Source organism: Burkholderia sola (assembly GCF_905400185.1).
GTDB classification, from domain to species: domain Bacteria; phylum Pseudomonadota; class Gammaproteobacteria; order Burkholderiales; family Burkholderiaceae; genus Burkholderia; species Burkholderia sola.
The window spans coordinates 703,892-722,760 of sequence record NZ_FR989676.1 but is presented as its reverse complement, the minus strand read 5'-3'; the positions used below and the strand labels follow the sequence as shown (position 1 = coordinate 722,760).

Here is an 18,869-nt window from a genome sequence, read left to right as displayed (position 1 = left end):
CGCCTGCCGCACGCGAAGCTCAACGGGCGCGCTTGTGAGCGCTTACTGCGGCAGCAGATGGGCGACGAGCGGGTACAGCGACAGGATCAGCAGCACGGCCATCGTCACGTTGAAGATGCGCAGCGCGCGGGGATTCGACAGGAAGCGCCGCAAGCCGAGGCCGAATGCCGCCCACAGGCAGATGCACGGGAAGCCGATCAGGATGAACACGACGGACATCCATGCGGCGTTCATCCCGTAGTCGGCGGACAGCTGGACCGTCGTCGCGGCGGTCAGCACCATCATCCACGCTTTCGGATTGACCCACTGGAACGCGGCGGCTTCGATGAACGTCATCGGCCGCGGCTTGGCGCCGTGCGCCTTCACTTCGCCCGACGTGCCGATGCGCCACGCGAGGTACAGCAGATAGGCGACGCTCGCGGCTTCGAGGATCGTGTACAGCAGCGGCAGGCGCTTGAACGCCTCGCCGAGGCCGAAGCCGACGCAGAGCATCAGGATCGCGACGCCGATGCTGATGCCGAACAGGTGCGGCATCGTGCGGCGGAAACCGAAGTTGACGCCGGACGCGAGCAGCATCGTGTTGTTCGGGCCAGGCGTGATCGACGTGACGAGCGCGAACAGCATGCCGGCCGGCAGCGCGCTGAGGGTGAGGAATTCCATCGCGGATTCTCCATTTGTGTTCGAGGCTGGGATGGAGTCAGTGTAGCGACGGTTTTCTGTACAGTACCGGTACAGTTTGCTTGGCGGATGCCGGTACGGGGAGGGAGGGCGCTAGGGTGACGTGCTCAACACGTGTTGTTTCTCAAAAAAGATGTCCGCAGTCTCAATATATTGTCTTTGAATAAAAGACGGCAACCTATGTGTTGCGGATGAGATTAGACTCGCTCCGCAGGAACTCGCGGGTCAATATTTGGTGGGATGGGATTTTGACGCAATATTAGATCGACACCCGGAGCAGCTGCGCCAGCACCTTACGTAGTTGCAACACAACGCAGCACGGGGTGCAGAATCTGCAAGTACAATTGTGAATTCTCGAACTTACTTCGTCGACTTTCTCGCATTCCCATGCTGATTTCGAGCCTAACAATGCCGCCCGAAGCCTTCGCGCATCTCGGACTGCAAAAAATACATATGACACGCTTAGGTCGATTTGTCGCGATCGCAGGCAAGAACGGCGCAGGGAAGTCTAGACTACTTCGCGGCTTGGAATCGGTCGTGTCAGCGCGTACAGCCGAGCGCCTCGGAGACCCTCAGGGATGTCTTCGAGATGCGATGTCCTGGCAAGCGAATATTGATGCGAAGCCTCAAGCAGAGCACGTTCCCGCTTGGCAGGCGCAGGTAGATGTTCACACTTTTGCATATGCTGCGTGCACGGAATTTGTCCAATCACCAGAAGCGGAGGCGTTTCGCCTCCTGAATTTTGTACCAAAAGTACTGGAACTGGATGATCCTCGAAAGAAGGCTTTCGGCGATATTGCGACGCGATCGAAAGATGCAACTAGCATTGGACACCGTGAGTTTCATACCACTGCACTGTTCTACATTCAGAATCTCATTAGCGAGTACCATGATGTAACTCACCAGCACTTCGGTGGAAGCGAAGATGAGAAGCTTAGAATCGAAGCGAGGCATGCTTCCTTTCAGGAACTCATCACACATATGCTTGGTGAGCCGATCCGTCGACAAGTAGGCACCGGCTATCCGATGATATTTGGGCTTCTTCTGGGAGACGCGCAACTCTCAGATGGCCAGAAGGTCATGCTGCAGCTATGTGTTGCCCTTCACTCGCAGGAGCAGAACCTCGAACGAACCGTCTTGGTCTTCGACGAGCCGGAGAACCACTTGCATCCGTCAGCCGTGGTTGACGTCGTGAAAGCTGTGTATGAAAGAACGACGACGACGCAGATTTGGGTTGCCACACATTCCGTCCCGTTGCTGGCGTATATGTCGCGGATTGATCCCATGTGTCTCTGGTACATGGAGAAGGGGGCGATCTCTCATGCTGGAAAAAATCCCGAAATCGTTCTAGGAAGCCTACTCGGTGGCGAAGACGGAATATCCGAACTTCGGGCATTCACTAACCTGCCAGTAGAACTTGCGTCAGTCCGCTACGCTAGCGAAAGCTTGCTCCCTCCACAAGTGATCGCTGGAGGAGAGGGTGACCCTCAGGTCACACAAATTCAAAGACAACTTGCACTCCTGAAGCGCGACTTGGCGTTGCCGATCTTGGACTTTGGAGCTGGCCGAGGAAGGCTGCTGGAGGGGCTGGCAGCGCTGATTGAGGACGCGAGTGGCGTGGTTCGTGACACCCTTGACTACTATGCGTTCGATGAGTACAGAGACAGTCACGATGACTGCGCTGCGGTCATATCGGAGCATTTTGGAACGGATGAGCGTCTGTTCCATAAGCAAGACGACTTTTTCGCCGTAAAGGACAAAGGTAGCATATCAGTTGTTGTGTTGACCAACGTTCTTCATGAAATACCGCCGAGAGTGTGGGTGGGCCTTTTTGGTGCAGGGTCACTGATTTACGAGAGCCTCGCCGACGATGGCTATGTTCTCATCGTAGAGGACGAACGGATTCCGATTGGCGAAAAAGCGCACGAGAATGGGTTCCTTGTTTTGGACACGGTGCATCTAAAGACCATGTTTGGCGCTACAGAGAAAGATATTTCTGAGAAGCGATTCGTCGCCGACGACGCACGCGGAGACGGAAGACTCAAGGCGCATCTGATTTCCAAAATCTTGCTTTCCAATGTATCGACCGTGGGCGTCAAGAAGGCGATCGAGGAGTTGCGCAATACTGCGAAGCGGGAAATCAAGAGTCTCAGGTCTAAGGATCCAACGTACAAGAACGGTCAGCTCCATGGATTCTGGACGCAGCAGTTCGCGAATGCAGCGTTGACGTTGGACGAATAGAGACGGCTTCCATCTGTTACGCGCGGTCGCTTTGCGTAGGGTATAGGTAGGACCGGATGGTGGCCATGCATTTGCTCGTAATGGCCTTCCTGAGTGTGTTCGGCTACAAGCGCCAGCAATGCAAAGCGGAGGCGTTTGCCTATGCGGCGTCCATGGTTCAAAACCCTGCGTGCTGGTCAATCGTGAGCTGGCTGCCACGGCACGACCTGGCTACGACCAAGGCAGTCCGTCAAATGGTAGAGAACATTGCGCCGTACTTGCCGGCCGGTTCCACCGTCAATCTAGTCGGATTCCGATGATCGTCATTAACGCGGGCCGCGGATGTCGGCGTCCGGACTGAAATGCAACAGACAGGTGGTGTGTTTTGCCACAGACACCTGCGTTCATCGCGGCATCATTCCGGTTCGTGACGGCTTGCTCGAGATCAAGGCGAAGCGCTCCAGGTTGTAAGCGATGTCTACGAGGTGCAACGCAAAAATAAAAGATGCCGGGCACGATCCGACCGCGGCGGTGCGCCACGCCAGCGGCACCGTGCCGTCCCGCCGGAAGCTGGCAAGGGTAATGGCGGCCCAGGCCAACAGGGGGATGATGCCCACGTTCTCCACGGCCCGGATGAAGAGCGAGAGTCGCCCGCGGGTCTGAGCGACAACATCGATGACGTAGCACTCGGTTTCGGTTGTGTGATGAGTCAACCTTGTTCCGTTCGTGTCTTGGGTCTTCCATCCTCAGCATCATGGGGCCGCCACGAAATTGCGGCGAACTGGCTGAATGAAATGAGCAGCTTGCTCGATGTCGGAGGACGAAATTCCCAAAGACAGCTCTTCCGAGAATTTTGTGGCCCAAGGACATCTTTTCTGAGACGACTCCGGTCGGCTTGTCTCAAAAAAGTTGTCCAAGTCATTAATTTATATAGGGTGCAAAAAACACCCTTTCTGCGAGCCCGCAAGTGTGTCGCCTCGCCGGTGTGAGCGGCTCGCGGGTGGTATCAGCTATATTCAGCGGATTCTTATCCTCACGGTATCCGTTCAATGGAATCAACACGCAAGACAGTGTGCGTCGTCGCGCCCGCAGGTGTGCCCGATCCGCAAGGAATAGCGCGCGGCATCGCGCTCGTCGAAAGCTGGGGCTTCAAGGTCACGACGGGCGCGCATCTCGGCAATCGGTACCGCTATTTTGCCGGTACCGCCGAGGAGCGCGCGGACGACCTGCGGCGCGCCTTGATGGATCCGTCAATCGATATCGTCTGGCTCGCGCGAGGGGGATTCGGTTGCGCGCATCTGCTCGAGCGCCTGCCCGACGAGATCGCGACGCCGAAGACGATCGTCGGTTTTTCCGACGCGACGTCGCTATTCTGCGCGCTTGCAGACCGGCCCGGCGTGCGCTTGTTGCATGGTCCGACATTCCACAGCCTGGCGACCAAGGTCGACGACGCGACGCGTGCCGACATGCGCGCCGTGCTGACCGGTGGCAAACGCGCACCGCTGAGCCTGCGGCATGTGTCCGGCGCCCCTGATGCGGTGCGGGGACGTCTGTGCGGCGGCAACGTGACGGTGCTCGCGAGCGTCGCGGGTACACGCTGGTCGCTTCGCTCACGCGATGCGATCGTACTGCTGGAAGACGTGACGGAATTCGGCTACCGGCTCGACCGCAGCCTGACGCAACTGCGTCTGAGCGGCGCGTTCGACGGGGCCCGCGCGTTCGTGCTCGGGCAGTTCACGCGCTGCCCGATCCCGGATGGCGCGGATTTCACGCTCGAGCAGATGCTTGTCGACGTGCTGGGCGGCTTCGGCCTGCCGATCTACTCGGGTCTGCCGATCGGACATGAACACCGCAACATCACTTGGCAATACGGCAACCAGGCTGCCATCGAGAACGGCGCGATCCGGTTCGTCGCGTAGCGTCGAATCTAGAAGGACGGGAACGCGCGTCCGCAGTCCCAATCTGTTGTCTTTGAATTGATGATGAAAACGCCTCGAAATAATCTGCTTTAACCGCCGCAATTTTTGGAGTTTTACGTCTGCCCCTTACCCCTCGCCGTACCCCTCCCTCCGCCGGAATCCCGCCAGACGAACGCAACCAGATCCACTTCGACCGCAGCGTATCGAGGCAGCCGGAATGCACTGAGTGACGTTCTTGCGTGCACGCCCGCTTCGCCGAACACGGAATGCACCACCTCCGACGCGCCATCGGCGACGGCACTGTGTTCTTCGAATTCAGGATCGCTTTGCATATAGACGCCGAGGCGCGGAACGGCCCGGACCCGCTCGAGGGTGCCGAGCGACCGTTGTAACAGCGCGATGCAGCGAGCGGCACAGATCATCGCGCCGCGCCGACCGCTGTCCACCGACACGTCCGATCCGATCAAACCGCGAACGGCGATTTCGCCGTTGAGCTTCGGAATTTGTCCACTGACGAAGATCTGGTTGTCACAGCGCACGAGCGGCGCGTACCGCCCGGCCGCACCAAAATCCTCGTCCACGGCGAGTCCCAGCGCATCGGCAATGCCGCGGAATATCGCGTCCCGGTTCATGTCGATCGTCTCCGTTTCGTCGTCCGGCATCGCGGTATTCATTGATACACCGGCGGAGACTCGCGGGACGTGTCCGTCGAATGCGCGATCGCGTGGCCGCCATACGCAACAGCCGCCGCGTCCCAGCCGACGTCGATGTGCGACGCCATGACCTGCAGGTCGCGCCAGTGACGTTGTGCAGGATGGGCGTCGAATGCCACGGCGGTGCCCATGCTGCCGATCAGTCGCCGGATCGCGTCGACGCAAAGCTGTGCGATGAACGCGCGATCACGCCTGATGCGGACCGTCTCGGCAGGCGACACCGCGCGTCGCGCGATGCCGGCCGTGTGCAAGGTGCGGACCAGCGCGTCGTAGAGACGACCGGCGCAGGCGAGCTCCGCGTCGCTTTTCGCGATGTGCCCGCAAAGCACCGCGTCGCCGCTTCTACCGCGGCTGCGGAGCGTATCGATGCAGTGCCGGTATGCGCCCTGTGCGCAGCCCAGAATCGGTCCGATGATCCACGTCGTGCTGTACGGGATGAGCGGCACGTCGTACAGATACGCGTCGGGATGCAGGTCGGCGCCGGCGGGATGCGGGCCAAAATAGTTCGAGCGAGCGAACACCCACTCGTCCGACACGTACAGCTTGTCGAATGCAATATCCCTGGAGCCTGTCGCGCGCATGCCGGACACGTGCCACGTGTCGAGCACACGGACGTCTTCGCGTCGAACCACGACCTTGAAGATCTCCTGGGCCTCCGGTGCGTCCGTCCCGCCGAGTCGTGCCGAGACGATTACCCAGGTTGCGTGATCGATGCCCGAGCTGTAGCGCCAGATGCCGTTCAACCGGAATCCGCTGCCGTCCCTGACGAACGTGCCGTTCTGAACCGTGGCCGTCGCGAACAGCTGTCGCGGCCCGTTCGCGAAGATGATGTCCTGACAGGCGGCGGGCAGGCGCGCCGCAGTCGTCACATGTCCGCCGACGACACTCAACATCCAGGCCGTGGACGCGCATGCGGTGGCCGCGAGCCGGGCAGCTTCGACGAGTGTCGGGAAGTCCTGCTGCAATCCGCCGTAGCGGCGCGGCGTCAGCAGGTGGAGGAGCCCGGTATCGTGCAGTTCGGCGATGGTCTCGGGCGACAGGCGCGCGAGCTGATCGGCCGCCTGTGCGCGAGCCTGCCAGTGCGGGAGCAGTTGTTCGATGCGTCGTCCGATCTGCGTGCGCTCGAGTTCGAGCCCGTCCACGCATGACCGGATCGTATCCATTGCCGGCAAGTCATCATGCAGCTGCATCACGTCGCGTCTCCTCGCGGCCCGGCTACTCTGCGCGGTACGGGGTGCTCGAAGCAGAACACGGGCTCGATGCAGGGTTCGCCGAGCAGCGAGACGAATGCCTCGATCGATCGTGCGTCGTTGGAGGCGACGAACTCGTGAAAATTCGTCCCGTTCCAGAGCAGATAGACATGTTCGAATTGCTCGTGAATCGACGCGACGAGCGTATCGAACGTCACCTGCCCGTTTTGCATCTGCGACAGCATCTGGTTGCGCTTCCAGTCGATTTCCTCGCGGCTGAAGTAATGGCGCTTGTGCAGTTCGTCCTTGACGCGTTCGCGCTTGTCATACTCGTCGAGCGAATCGCAGTTGAGCTTCTCGAGGAAGAAGATCAATCCGTTCGGTTTGAGCAGGCGCGCGACGTGACGAATCTGGTCCGCGCGATCCACGCCATAGAACTGAAATGCGGCAGTCTCGTAGATGTAGTCGAACGTGCCGGAGAAGCGGTCGAGGCGCGCATGTTCGCGGAACAGCCGAGGGGTGACGTGGGCGAATGCCTGCGGGTGGAACGCCGAGAAGTCGTGATTGGCGAACCGGTTGAACGTCGTTTCGTTGGCCGGATTGGGCGAGTTCGTGAACGTGCGGATCAGGCCGTTCGATCGTTTTGCCAGCGTTCTGCCGTTGGTGCCGTCGAAGGCATCGACCTCGTAAAACTCGAAGTGCTGATCCGCGTGCTGCCTGCGACGTTCGGAATACCGCGTGAGCGCGACGCCGACGCGCGACATTTCCTCCAGTATGGCTGGCACGCTGGCAAGGAAATGCGTGAACAGCGGCCCGGCTTCGGCGACCATCAGGTCGTGATAGGCAAGCACGTCCGGATCGCGCAGCAAATGGCGGATGCGGCTCGCGACCGATTGCTTCGGCACCTGCGTCGCGCCCGTCGCCAGGCTGTGAAAATAACTTGCCATCCGGATCATCGGCGCGCTTTCCAGGTACTGCTCCGCGCCGTCCTCGATTCCGCTTGACGTCATGGTTGACCTCTTTGCATGTGGTATCAGTTCAAACCCTGGGCGGACGCCTTGCCGCCGAACGTTCTTGGCAGTGCTCGCAGAAAGTCGATGCTTGCCGGAACCGCAGCGGAATCCAGATGGCGGCGACAATGATCGAGCAGTTCGATTGCATTGGCCGCAGATGTCGCAGCGGGAACGACATAGGCTTTGGGGACGTGTGCGCCGTCGGATCGGGAAACCGGTACGACGAGCGCCTCCGCAACGGATTCGTGGTCGAGCAATACCCGCTCGACGGCGCGCGGATTCACCGGCACGCCGTCTCGATCGAACAGGTCGCCTTTCCTGCATTGAAAGAACAGGAATCCTTCCTCGTCCATCGCGAACAGATCACCGGTCATGAACACGCGCGATTCACCGAAACATCCTTTGCGAATGACGCGGGCGGTATCGCTTTCGCGCTCCCAGTATTTCTCCATCAGCAGATCGCCGGCTACCGCCAGTTCACCGACCTGCCAGGGCTGGACCACGAGCGCATCGTCGTTGCCGACGAGGTAGGTCCTGATGCCCGGAATGGCTTTGCCGACTGAGCCGATACGTCTATCGAGTTCGGCGGGCGGCAGGTAGGCGATGCGTTTGCACTCGGTCGAACCGTAGTTGCAGTAGATCAGGACAGCCGGTAGCGCACGCCTGAGCAGGCGAATGTACTTGCCGGGCAACGCCTGTCCACTGGTCGAGACATACCGCAGCGATTGCAGTCTCGAGGCAGGCAGGTCGCCCGATTCGCACAGACGGAAAAGCGCCGGCGGAAAGACGTGCAGGCCGGTTACGCCGTGTCGCTCAATGATGTCGACGATGGCGGCGCCCGACGCGGGCAACGCCGTCTCGACCACGGCACGGCCCCCGAACAGCAGCGGCATGACCGTGTTGTAAAAGCCGTAGTCCGAACTCAAGCCCGGGGAGAAACTGAGCACGATGTCGCGTTCGCTATTGGCGAGATAGCCGGAGACGGAGCGGAATGCGGCAATCATGTTCCGGTGCGTGACGAGCACGCCCTTCGAATCGCCGGTCGAGCCGGATGTGTAGAAGATCGTTGCGGCGTCATCCACGGAGGGATTGACCGCTTCGGATGCGCCGTCGGTCGCGAAGCAGACGACATAGTCCGACAGGTCGCCGCGGGTCGCGTCGATTGTGACCGCGCGATGACGGGACGCGATGCGCGGCGAGGTCGATCGCGATGCCACGAGCGCGCTGGCGCCGCAATCCGCGATCTGCTGCTCCAGTTCGGCGGTGTCGATCGTGTGCCTGATGCATGCCAGGATGCATCCCGCCTTCAGGATGCCGAATGCAGCCGCCACCGCATGCACGGACATCTCCGAATAGAGCGCGACGCGCGCGCCGGCGGGAATGCCGAGACGGTGAAGCGTATCGGCTATCGTCGACATCACGTCCAGCAATTCGCCGTAGGTTGCCGAACGTCCGTCGACCGCCAGCGCGATTTTGTCTCGCCGGCTGCTCGCGCTGCGCTCGAAGTATGTCGGGAGTCGTTCGATCATGGCATCAGCCTTCATGCGAGGACGCCGAGGCCGACGAGGGGCCGTGGTCTTTTCGAATGCGGGGCGCGAGCGAGACCAGCAACCCGAGGCAACCCATGCACACGGACAGCACCATGATCACCGTGTCTGGTCCGAAACGCGTCGAGAACACGCCTACCGCGACGCCCGCGAGCGGCTGTGTCATGTTGTTGAGGAGGATGACGACGCCCGTCGTCTTGCCGTAGTCACGCGCGGGGATGATCTTCTGCCGCGTGCTCCGGATGTACACGTTGAACATCTTGTCGAACCCGACGATCAGCAGGAAGCCGAAAACGTACCCCGCAATTCCCGGGCTGGCTGCCGCGATAACGCCGCCGACACAGATCGAACCGAAGCCGACGAGGCCGAGGATGCGCCGCGGGACATGCAACCTCGCCGTCATCAGCAGAATCGCGATCGTCACGCACGCGCCTGCCGTTTGCAGTCCTGCGTAATAGCGTCCGCTTTCGTGATGAAAGCCGGTGACCATCGCGGCGGATGTCGCGAGCGTGACGCCGATCACGAGGTTCTCCGCGGCAGCCAGCATGATGACGGACTTGAGGCCCGGGAGATGGACGACGTGAGACAAGGCCGTCCTGATCGGCTTGAACCAGGTGCCGTGCGTGCCTTCCGGCATCACGAATTCGAACGCGCTGGCCTTTTGCCAATAGGCGAGCGCGACGTCGGCCGTGACGAACAGCACGGCGGCGGCCGCGACGACGAATTCCCAGCGCCACCAGGACAGCAGGATCGCCGCGAGCATGGGGCCGAGCACCAGGCCAAGCTGGTCGGCCAATTGCGAATACGACAGCACTTTTTCGAAGCGATGGCTGCTGAATATCTGCGGCAGCATCACCTCGCGCGCAACGATGCCCTGACTCGTCAGCATGCCGCACAACGCGGACAGCGCGATCAGCCATCCGATGCCGCCGACGAGGTCGTAGGCGGCGACGCCCGCGACGCATACCGCCGCGCGGAGAATCTGACTGACGCGCATCAGCTTCGTGGGCGAATACCGGTCGCAAAGCGCGCCTAGAAACGGGAAGCACAGGTATCTCGGCAGTGTTTCGAGCGAAAACGCGATGCCCGACCAGGACACGCGTCCTGTCATCTGAAAGATGACCAGCGGCACGAGAAACAACAGAATCTGGTCGGCGAGGCGGGCAAGGAAAAGCGAATGGAAAAAGGCTTGATGCTGGGCGCGCACGAACGGTCACCTTTCTTTTGCGCGGAGCACGCGATGCATGCGCGCTCCTGCGGACGTTGCCGGGAGGGCTGCTACCCCGGGGCCTCCCGGAATGAGCGTATCGAGCCTTAGTAAGCGGATGCTTCTGCAGACGCCAGGTTATGCCGTTCGTGTCCCTTGAGCGGGGGATTGAAGACGCTGACAAGCACTAGATCCCCGTCTTTGCCGCCGCGCAGGTAATGCTGGTCGTGCTGATCGAGCACGTAGAGGGTGCCCGGGCGGATCGGAAAGACGTTCCCGTTCATGTCCTCGACCTCGCCTTCGCCCGCAATGCAATAACAGGCTTCGAGATGGTTGCGGTATTGCAGTAGCGATTCCGTACCCGCACGCACCACCGTATGGCACACGCCGTATCCCATGCCGTCCTTTTCCGTCAACAAGCGATGGCTTGTGCCGGATCCCCATTCGACAAGCAGTCCATCTTTTTCGACATCTCTCAGGTTCCTGACGAACATATTCGCACTCCTTTCTTTTATGTAAGAAATTATTGTCCTGCTCTCGGTGGAAGCGAAGCCACGAAAAAGCAAGCCAGTGCCCGTAACAGGATGGCCGGCTAAATCATGTAGTTTTTCAACATTAACCGCTGGCGGCGTAGCTGGTCAAGCGCGGAATATGAGGGAATTTATGGTGATTACGTAAATCTGTCTTGATGGTGTTGGGGGCTGCGCTGGAGAGGGGCGATGTAGTTTTTCTACATATCCGTGGGTTGCCTGACTTTCAAAGCTGTCTTGATGAGGGGTGTTTTCATAGTTTGGGAAGGGTTGAATGTTCTATCTTCGATGGATGTATTAAACCCGGCATTTTTGCGAGTCGCGTGATCCTCTAATTATCGAATTGATCGCTGATCACGACCCGGCTACAACTACCCGCCCTGCGCCGCCTCAATCCTTGCACTTATGCTGCGGCAGTACCCAAAGCATCCGCCCGACCGCTTCGGCCTGATTCCGCGAATGGGTCTTTTCATAGATCGCCCGCAATTGAGTACGCACCGTCGCTAGCGACACACCCGCGCTGGCCGCACACTCATCAGGCGTCTTGCCGTTGATCAGTGCCTCAGCCACCGCCGCTTCGGCGCTCGACAAACCGAACGACTGCCGCAACTGTTGTGCGACGACGAGCGGCGCCGCGCCGCGTCGCCTGACCGTGACCAGCAGCGTCGCATCGCCGAACGTCGCATGGAGCGCCTGTCCGGACAGCGCCGCGATGCTGAGAAAAACTTCATGCGCGGCCACCAGCGTGCCCGAAAGCGCAACGCTCTCGCTCTTGCGAGTCTTCGCGACACGTGTCAACGCCGCCTTGAGTGCATCGTTCTGCGGCGCGCTCGTCGCGCTCAGGTAGCCGTTCTCGAGCTTGAGGCAGGTGGTGACGCGCAGCATCGACTCTGCCGCCCGGTTGACGAAGACGACATGCGCGTGCCTGTCCAGCGCAAAGACGGAGAGGCCCAGCTCCTCCATCAGTTCGGCGCCGAGCGTGGCGTCGCGATGCAGCACGCGCGCGTCTCGCCACAGGTTGATCGAGCGTTGCAGATGCCCGGCCATACCGGTCAGCGTCGCGCGTTCCTCCGGCGAATACGGCGCGCGGCCATGCGCTCGCAGTAGCCCGAGCAGAATGTTGTCGCTGCCGGGGCGCGCGAAGCGAATCCCCATCAGGTAGCGAAATCCCGACGGAATCTGAAAGTCCTGGAAGAACTCGCTGCGTTCGACGTCGCGGTCGGTGAGGTGATCCTGACAGCAAACGAATTCGCCGAGCGGCGCGTTCTCGACGAAGCCGCGGCGTGGATCGAGCGCACCGTAATACTGGTCGTAGCGGGCGATGATCTCGTCGAATTCCGCGCGCGGCGAATAGATCGAGAATTGCGGGGCATTGCGCGCGGCGTCCCAACTGAACATGTGAAAAACGTTTGCGCCGAGCGATTCGGATACCCGATGAAAAACTTCGAGAAAACCGTCCGGCTGCAGCGCGGCCTCATAGAGGTCCCCGATGAGTTGGTCCCGTTGCATGCTTCCCCCGTCGCTTCGCGATCTTCGTATGTGGTTTTTGTCTGACGATATTGCTTCGAATACCGAATTTTCAGGATTTTTTTCAGGCTAACACAGGTTGTTTGCGTTTCATGCGGTGTTATTTGCCGATTTTCATCCACGTGAATGATGATCGCGAAAATCGGCTTTGCGAGAATCCCTGCCATCCAGCGTGCATGAGCGGTGCATATGACACGCATCAACCAGAAGGATGTCGGGGGAAACGCAATGAAACTCACGCCTGTCGTATCCGGTATTGCAGCGCTCGTCCTGTCGGCTTGCGGTGGTAGCGACAGTTCTTCGCCACCGCCCGGGCAGCCGGCGGCTCAGACGGTCAGCGGCGTCGCGGCGGCCGGCGCTGCGATGCAGGCCGCCACCGTGAAGCTGGTCGATGCGAACGGCAAGACGGTCGACTGCCCGGCCGATGCGTCAACCGGCGCGTTTCATTGCGCGGTGACCGGCTTGACCGCGCCTTTTGCGTTGTCCGCATACGGCAACGTCGCCGATTCGCAGGCCACGTTGATCGCGCTCAGCGCCACGGCGGGCACGCAGACGATCAACATCACGCCGATCACGAACGCGATCGCGGCCACGATCGTCGGCGGCGACCCGACGAAGCTGCTGGCCGACACTGGTTTGCTGCAAAGCAAGGTCACGGCCCAGGCCGTTGCCGGCACGGTGCAGGCGTATTCGACGGTGTTGGCCGACCTGCTCGCCGCCACCGGCAATACGGGCGTCGACCTGATTTCCGGCCCGTTGACCGCAGGTGCGCCGGGGCTCGACCGGTTGCTCGACCAAGTGAAGATCAACGTGCTGCCGGATGGCGGCATCCAGATCAGCTCGGTGGCGGGCGCGTCCAGCGATACGCCGGTGCAGCTTCAGCTCGCGCCCGGCGTCGCGCCGCAGGCGAGCGACAAGGCCAGCCTGCCTGCTGCCGCGACGATCAATGGCGCGGTGGTGTCGAACCTGCCGAGCGCCAGCGATCTGGCGGCATTGCAGCGCGCGCTCAACCAGTGTTTCGCCGGGTCGACCGGCGCTGCGCGCACGGGCGGCAGCGTATCGGCGTGCGGCCAGATCTTCGTCGACGATGTCGCGTCCGGCGCGCTGAATGCAGGCGTGCCCGCCGCGTATCTGAACAACGGGATGTCGGTCGACCAGGAGTTCGGTGCGCCGGCCGGCGGCACGCCGGGCATCGTGGCCGACGATGCGATGAACAACGCCAGCTTCAGCCTGCCGGAAGTCATCCGCGTCGTCGCGAGCGACACGATGTGGATCAAGCTCGCGTGGACCCGCAGCGACGGCATTCGCGACGGCATGCAGCAACACGTGCAGCTCGCGGTGCGGCCGGGCAGTCTCGCGAATGGCGATACCGGCTGGCGCGTGATCGGCAACCAGCGCGCGGTATTGAGCAAGGTCAACGCGAACGCGCAGAAGTGGGACTGGTTGAACCCGGCCAATCCGTCGACGGGCACCAACGCGTTCGTCGATTCGCTCAACCTGCAGGTGGGCGCCGTCGACGCGTCCGGCACCGCGGTGGACTTCGCGATCGTCAACGGCCCCGGCTTGCGCAACGGCGTGTTTCTCCAGCCGTCGAGCGGCACCTGCGACACGCTGAACATCCGCGCGCAGATCGCCAGCGGGCAGACGCCGGCGCAGCTCGCCGCACTGGCGAAAAGTGCGCAGTGCCGCAACAACTTCCGCCTGGCCGGCGTCGCGCAGGACCCGGCGAACCAGGGCTTGTTCACGTGGCCCGGCGACGCACCGCGCAACAATACCGCGTGGGCGAAGCCGCAACTGAGCGCCGCCGAGCTGGCCGACATCAAGCCGTTCAGCGCCTATACGATCGACGTCTACCAGAACGGCAACACGTCGACGCCGGCCAGGCACTACACGGTGCGCTTGCGCACGCCGTCGCCGTCGCCCGATGCGCTGCGTCAGTACGCGTGGCACGACCTCGCGCAGTCCACGCGCGACAAGCTGACGCCGGGCTCTGCCGCCACGTTCGCGGGCGGCGCGACCTTCCCGCTGGCGTGGACGTCGAAAGCGGGGCTGCCGTTCGTCAAGCGCGGCAACGTGCAGATTCGCGCAACCGCGACCGGGCAGACAACGGCGACGTTCGTCAACGGTACTGCATCGGCGCCGCTCGTCCAGCCGGGTGCGGCGGTGACGCTCAACGTGCCGGGCGATCAGGGCGTCGCGTTCCCGTCGGTGGCCGGCTGGGGCGGCAACACGGACTTCTCGTTCGTGAGCCTGAGCTGGTCCGATCCGGGCGACACGGCTTTCACCGAGTCTTTCGAGTACGACCGGTAACGGGCAGCCGGGCCGATGCGTGCGGCGAACGCGCGGCCGGCGGGACGATTCGCGATCCCGTCGGCGCGTTTCCGCTCGCCGGCCTTGGCGTGATGGCGGAGCCCATCCGTGCGCCCACACGGCATGGACGGGTATCGGGATGTCGGCGGATGAGCCGCTGCGGCGCATGCCCCGGCGACGATGCGCGCTACCAGGCCGCCGCCACCCGTGCCTTCAGACACTTGAACCCCAGCCTCACGGCGCCGACCCCGCCCGCGACCGGAATCCGCGGCAACAGAAACGGATCGTCGTTCGCACCGGCACATCCGCGCCGGGTCGTCGTCGCATTGCCGTAACCGGCAGCGATGACCTGATCGCGCACGCGCGCATCCAGATCACCGTACGGATAGCAGAACGATTCGACGCATTGGCCGCTCAGCCTTTCGAGTTTCCGCTTCGATTCGGTGAGCTGAAAGTCCGAGACAGGCGACGGCACATACGACAGCGCGACGTGATCGAGCGTATGCGAGCCGATTTCATGACCGTGATCGCGCCACGCGAGCATGTCCGCGCACGTCATCAGCGGCGAACGCGCAGTCGGCGCGCCTGCGTCCCAGTCGTTCGCGCCGCCGAACCGGCCGGCGACGAAGTAGCACGTCGCGGTGAACCCGAGCGCGTCGAGCACGGGCATTGCATGCGTGAGCACATTGAGAAAGCCGTCGTCGAACGAAATGCCGAAGACCTTGCCCTGCCGCTCCCCGCGCAGGTACGGCTGCAGCTCGCGCACGCTCAGGCCGCGATAGCCGAGCCGCCTGAACAGCGTCATCTGGCGGCGGAACGCGTCGGGCGCGACGCTCAGGCCGCGCAGCCGGTCGGTCGGCGGCGGCAGCGGGCGGATCTGGTGATACATCAGGATCGGATAGCGTGAGGTGCGCGCAAGCATGGGTGGATCGCAGGAAGGCGGGATTAAACGGCCTTGCGGAAAATCCGCAGGGTCTTGAAGTCGCACTCCTGCGTGCGCAGGTCCCAGTACTTCTTCCAGATATTCATGGCCATTTCGTGGTTCTCAACGGGGTCACCCAGCGCGACGGGTTGTGTCGAACCGATTTCTGATAGACGGAGAGGGTCGCGTCGATGAACGCATCGAACGAGAATTCGCGGCGGCCTTTCAGCCGCGCGCTGCGCCCCATCGCCCGGATGCAACCGGGCGCCTGCACGATCGCGCGCAGGATCGCTTCGATCGCCGCGGGCTCGCGCGGCGGGACGACCCAGCCGTCCACGCCCGGTTCGACGTTTTCGGGCAGCCCGCCCACCCGCGTCACGATCGCGGGGCAGCCGAGCGACATCGCTTCGCGGCATGCATACGACAGGCTCTCGTGGTACGACAGCACGAACGACACGTCGATGATCGAGAACGGCGCCCGCACATCGTCGAGCCGCCCGGTGAACGCGGTGCGCGACGCCATGCCGTGCCGCGCGAGCTGCTCGCGCTGCTCGCGGGACGGCTCCGCGCCGACCAGCAGCACGCGAAACCGCTCGCGCTCGGCTTCGGGCAGGCGGCCGAGCGCCGCGATCAGGTCCATCCAGCCTTTTTCGGGCGCGGTGCCGGCGCTGCTGCCCAGCACGATCGCGTCCGCGCCGGATGCCCCGAACCGCGCGATCTTGCGGCGGCGGATCTCGTCGGCCGCCAGTCGTTCGGCAGCCGGCCGGCGCACGCCGTGCTTGACCACGGTGACGTTTCCGTACGGCGAGCGCAGCGCGAGCATGCTCGCGACGTAGTCGCTGACCGCGATCGTATGGTCGGTGGCGAGCCGCGCGCGCAGCAGGTTGCCGAAACTGTCGGCGCGATAGGTATTGTGCTTGGTCAGCACGACCGCGGGCCGATACCGGCAGCCGAGCAGCGCGAGCATCACCTGCCGGTGATCGGCGGACCCGTTCACGTGGATCACGTCGAAGCGCTCGCCGGCGATCCGCTGGCGCAGCCGCAGAATCTCCCGGCACAGCCGGTTCCAGCGCGGCTTGAATTCCATGTCGAAGATCGCCACGTCGGGACTGTCCTGCAGGAGTCGCGACAGGCGGCTGCCTTCCGGCGACGCCACGGTCACGCGATGATGGCGGCTCATCGCGACCGCGAGATCGCGGACGTAGGTGTCCTGGCCGCCGCCGTAATCGCCGTGGAAGTTGGTGTACAGAATGTTCATCACGATGCCGCTTTTTTTCGGTCATTCATTTCGAAGGATTGCTGATGAAATGAATGACTCGACCTGATGGAAGCAATGACGTGAACGCGGTGCCGCGTTTCCGGCTCGAGATTGCGTGTTGGCGTCAAGCGCCGGCGTCAACGCGAATCATTTCCAAATATTACAGATCGGTTACGTGTCGTAGTGTCGATGTCTGCGCATCTTTGTGAGAATGTGTCGCGATCGCTGCGTCGCGTCGCGTCGTGCGCGACGAGACTCCTTTCCCGACGACATCAGGACGCAAATCAACCGGCGCGGCTTTCGGAATTGAAAGCTGGTGCGCCATTTGCGTTAGAATGCCCCCCCTGTCCGCCCGGGTGACCGCCGGAGACCGCCCGCAGCGGACAGATCGCCGGCATGTCGACACAGGTTTCGATTCGCAGCCGGACGCGAATGATTGGCCCGCCGTTAGCAACATACGCTTTGTAATTTGGACGACTAATGAAGAAGAAACACAACATTACCAAGTACATCGTTGTCGCGATGATGCTTGGTATTGCCGTGGGTTACGCGTGCCATAGCGCGTTTCCCGACCCGAAGATGGCGAAGGAAGTCGCCGGCTACGTATCGCTGCTGTCCGACATATTCCTGCGCTTGATCAAGATGATCATCGCGCCGCTGGTGTTTGCGACGCTGACCGTCGGCATCGCGCAGATGGGCGATGGCGGCGCGGTGGGCCGCGTGGGCGTCAAGGCGTTCGGCTGGTTCGTCATCGCGTCGTTCACGTCGCTGCTGCTCGGCCTGCTGACCGCGACGATCCTGCAGCCGGGCAGCCACCTGAGCCTGCCGCTGCCGCCGTCCGATGCGGCGCTCAACCTGAAGACGGGCGCGTTCACGCTGAAGGATTTCGTCGTGCACCTGGTGCCGAAGTCGATCGCCGAGGCGATGGCGAACAACGAAATCCTGCAGATCGTCGTGTTCTCGATCTTCTTCGGCACCGCGCTGTCCGCGCTCGGCGAAGCGGGCAAGCGCCTGACCGGCGTGATCGACGATCTCGCGCAGGTGATGCTGAAGGTGACGGGCGCGGTGATGGGGTTCGCGCCGGTCGCGGTGTTCGCGGCGCTGGCGTCGACGATCACGACCGAAGGGCTCGGCATCCTGCTCACGTTCGCGAAGTTCATGGCAAGCTTCTATCTGGCGCTCGCGTTGCTGTGGGCCGTGCTGACGCTCGCCGGCGTGACGTTCCTCGGCAAGCGCGCGTTCACGCTGCTCCGGCTGATTCGCGAGCCGTTCCTGCTGTCGTTCGCGACGGCCAGCTCCGAGGCCGCATATCCGAAGCTGCTGGACGCACTCGACCGTTTCGGCGTGAACCGCAAGATCTCGAGCTTCGTGCTGCCGATCGGCTATTCGTTCAACCTCGACGGCTCGATGATGTACTGCACGTTCGCGGTGCTGTTCATCGCACAGGTGTACGGCATCCATCTGCCGCTCGGCACGCAGATCACGATGCTGCTGATGCTGATGGTGACGTCGAAGGGGATGGCCGGCGTGCCGCGCGCGTCGCTGGTCGTGATCGCGGCGACGCTCAACCAGTTCAACCTGCCCGAAGCCGGGTTGCTGCTGATCATGGGCGTCGACATGTTCCTCGACATGGGGCGCTCGGCCACCAACGCGGTCGGCAACTCGATCGCGGCGGCCGTGGTCGCGAAATGGGAGGGGCAGCTCGACGCGCCGCGCGACGACGACGAATCGGACGGCGCGCGCGTAGCCGAAGTGAAGGTGCGTGAAACGTCGGCATGATGCACTGCAACGCGGCGGTGCAACGCCGCGTTGCCCGACCCGCGACACATGATATG

The 18,869-nt window shown here is 62.2% G+C and carries 16 protein-coding genes; 5 read left to right on the top strand and 11 right to left on the bottom strand.

The annotated features are described in order from the left end of the window. Nucleotides 1-42 precede the first annotated feature (42 nt). Complete coding sequence (locus tag KR541_RS19790) at nt 43-660, bottom strand: LysE family translocator (protein WP_089493017.1); 618 nt, start codon at nt 658-660, stop codon at nt 43-45. A gap of 612 nt (nt 661-1,272) precedes the next feature. Between KR541_RS19790 and KR541_RS19785 the strand changes: the two genes are divergently transcribed. Continuing rightward, nucleotides 1,273-2,919: an AAA family ATPase gene (locus KR541_RS19785; RefSeq protein ID WP_235356290.1), complete on the top strand. Its 1,647-nt coding sequence runs from the start codon at nt 1,273-1,275 to the stop codon at nt 2,917-2,919. A 65-nt stretch (nt 2,920-2,984) separates the two neighbouring features. After that, nucleotides 2,985-3,218, top strand: coding sequence for a hypothetical protein (locus KR541_RS19780; protein ID WP_050017174.1), 234 nt, complete (start codon nt 2,985-2,987; stop codon nt 3,216-3,218). Nucleotides 3,219-3,302: 84 nt separating this feature from the next. On the opposite strand, the gene KR541_RS19775 is transcribed toward KR541_RS19780, so the two are convergent. Beyond that, entirely contained in the window at nt 3,303-3,611 is a 309-nt protein-coding gene (locus tag KR541_RS19775; protein WP_050017173.1) for a hypothetical protein, read from the bottom strand. 336 nt (nt 3,612-3,947) lie between these two features. Here KR541_RS19775 and KR541_RS19770 point away from each other — a divergent pair, with 336 nt between their 5' ends. After that, nucleotides 3,948-4,817, top strand: coding sequence for a S66 peptidase family protein (locus KR541_RS19770; RefSeq protein ID WP_204383975.1), 870 nt, complete (start codon nt 3,948-3,950; stop codon nt 4,815-4,817). A gap of 113 nt (nt 4,818-4,930) precedes the next feature. Here the strand turns inward: KR541_RS19770 and KR541_RS19765 are convergent, their stop codons facing one another. From KR541_RS19765 to KR541_RS19735, 7 genes are all read right to left on the bottom strand, one after another. Further along, nucleotides 4,931-5,491, bottom strand: coding sequence for a RidA family protein (locus KR541_RS19765; RefSeq protein WP_089489956.1), 561 nt, complete (start codon nt 5,489-5,491; stop codon nt 4,931-4,933). Further along, nucleotides 5,488-6,720 carry an acyl-CoA dehydrogenase family protein gene (locus KR541_RS19760; protein ID WP_080334366.1) on the bottom strand — a complete coding sequence of 411 codons (1,233 nt, stop codon included), beginning with the start codon at nt 6,718-6,720 and terminating at the stop codon, nt 5,488-5,490. The genes KR541_RS19765 and KR541_RS19760 overlap by 4 nt, the downstream gene beginning before the upstream one ends. Beyond that, complete coding sequence (locus KR541_RS19755; RefSeq protein ID WP_244138032.1) at nt 6,720-7,859, bottom strand: class I SAM-dependent methyltransferase; 1,140 nt, start codon at nt 7,857-7,859, stop codon at nt 6,720-6,722. Before KR541_RS19755 ends, KR541_RS19760 begins: the two co-directional genes overlap by 1 nt. Beyond that, nucleotides 7,754-9,277 carry a class I adenylate-forming enzyme family protein gene (locus tag KR541_RS19750; RefSeq protein WP_216089743.1) on the bottom strand — a complete coding sequence of 508 codons (1,524 nt, stop codon included), beginning with the start codon at nt 9,275-9,277 and terminating at the stop codon, nt 7,754-7,756. Before KR541_RS19750 ends, KR541_RS19755 begins: the two co-directional genes overlap by 106 nt. Beyond that, nucleotides 9,267-10,487: an MFS transporter gene (locus KR541_RS19745; RefSeq protein ID WP_089489957.1), complete on the bottom strand. Its 1,221-nt coding sequence runs from the start codon at nt 10,485-10,487 to the stop codon at nt 9,267-9,269. The genes KR541_RS19750 and KR541_RS19745 overlap by 11 nt, the downstream gene beginning before the upstream one ends. 107 nt (nt 10,488-10,594) lie before the next feature. After that, a complete protein-coding gene (locus KR541_RS19740; protein ID WP_050017168.1) occupies nt 10,595-10,981 on the bottom strand; it encodes an ectoine synthase in 387 nt (128 codons plus the stop codon). A gap of 426 nt (nt 10,982-11,407) precedes the next feature. Next, nucleotides 11,408-12,526: a helix-turn-helix transcriptional regulator gene (locus KR541_RS19735; RefSeq protein WP_050017167.1), complete on the bottom strand. Its 1,119-nt coding sequence runs from the start codon at nt 12,524-12,526 to the stop codon at nt 11,408-11,410. Between the two features lie 246 nt (nt 12,527-12,772). On the opposite strand from KR541_RS19735, the gene KR541_RS19730 reads away from it, so the two are divergent. Further along, on the top strand, nt 12,773-14,854 hold the full coding sequence (locus KR541_RS19730; RefSeq protein WP_050017166.1) for a hypothetical protein: 2,082 nt from the start codon (nt 12,773-12,775) through the stop codon (nt 14,852-14,854). Between the two features lie 187 nt (nt 14,855-15,041). Here the strand turns inward: KR541_RS19730 and KR541_RS19725 are convergent, their stop codons facing one another. Both KR541_RS19725 and KR541_RS19720 read right to left on the bottom strand, forming a co-directional pair. Next, nucleotides 15,042-15,776 carry a polysaccharide deacetylase family protein gene (locus KR541_RS19725; protein ID WP_050017165.1) on the bottom strand — a complete coding sequence of 245 codons (735 nt, stop codon included), beginning with the start codon at nt 15,774-15,776 and terminating at the stop codon, nt 15,042-15,044. A 103-nt stretch (nt 15,777-15,879) separates the two neighbouring features. Then, nucleotides 15,880-17,034 (bottom strand): glycosyltransferase, encoded by a 1,155-nt coding sequence (locus tag KR541_RS19720; protein WP_060733715.1) that lies wholly within the window; start codon nt 17,032-17,034, stop codon nt 15,880-15,882. Nucleotides 17,035-17,514: 480 nt separating this feature from the next. On the opposite strand from KR541_RS19720, the gene KR541_RS19715 reads away from it, so the two are divergent. After that, nucleotides 17,515-18,813: a dicarboxylate/amino acid:cation symporter gene (locus KR541_RS19715; RefSeq protein WP_050017156.1), complete on the top strand. Its 1,299-nt coding sequence runs from the start codon at nt 17,515-17,517 to the stop codon at nt 18,811-18,813. Nucleotides 18,814-18,869 lie beyond the last annotated feature (56 nt).

Excerpts from the sequence above, each read along its gene's own strand:
- KR541_RS19790 (WP_089493017.1), bottom strand. The coding sequence starts at position 660 with ATGGAATTCCTCACCCTCAGCGCGCTGCCGGCCGGCATGCTGTTCGCG.
- KR541_RS19785 (WP_235356290.1), top strand. The coding sequence starts at position 1,273 with ATGTCCTGGCAAGCGAATATTGATGCGAAGCCTCAAGCAGAGCACGTT.
- KR541_RS19780 (WP_050017174.1), top strand. The coding sequence starts at position 2,985 with ATGCATTTGCTCGTAATGGCCTTCCTGAGTGTGTTCGGCTACAAGCGC.
- KR541_RS19770 (WP_204383975.1), top strand. The coding sequence starts at position 3,948 with ATGGAATCAACACGCAAGACAGTGTGCGTCGTCGCGCCCGCAGGTGTG.
- KR541_RS19765 (WP_089489956.1), bottom strand. The coding sequence starts at position 5,491 with ATGAATACCGCGATGCCGGACGACGAAACGGAGACGATCGACATGAAC.
- KR541_RS19760 (WP_080334366.1), bottom strand. The coding sequence starts at position 6,720 with ATGCAGCTGCATGATGACTTGCCGGCAATGGATACGATCCGGTCATGC.
- KR541_RS19750 (WP_216089743.1), bottom strand. The coding sequence starts at position 9,277 with ATGAAGGCTGATGCCATGATCGAACGACTCCCGACATACTTCGAGCGC.
- KR541_RS19740 (WP_050017168.1), bottom strand. The coding sequence starts at position 10,981 with ATGTTCGTCAGGAACCTGAGAGATGTCGAAAAAGATGGACTGCTTGTC.
- KR541_RS19735 (WP_050017167.1), bottom strand. The coding sequence starts at position 12,526 with ATGCAACGGGACCAACTCATCGGGGACCTCTATGAGGCCGCGCTGCAG.
- KR541_RS19730 (WP_050017166.1), top strand. The coding sequence starts at position 12,773 with ATGAAACTCACGCCTGTCGTATCCGGTATTGCAGCGCTCGTCCTGTCG.
- KR541_RS19725 (WP_050017165.1), bottom strand. The coding sequence starts at position 15,776 with ATGCTTGCGCGCACCTCACGCTATCCGATCCTGATGTATCACCAGATC.
- KR541_RS19720 (WP_060733715.1), bottom strand. The coding sequence starts at position 17,034 with ATGAACATTCTGTACACCAACTTCCACGGCGATTACGGCGGCGGCCAG.
- KR541_RS19715 (WP_050017156.1), top strand. The coding sequence starts at position 17,515 with ATGAAGAAGAAACACAACATTACCAAGTACATCGTTGTCGCGATGATG.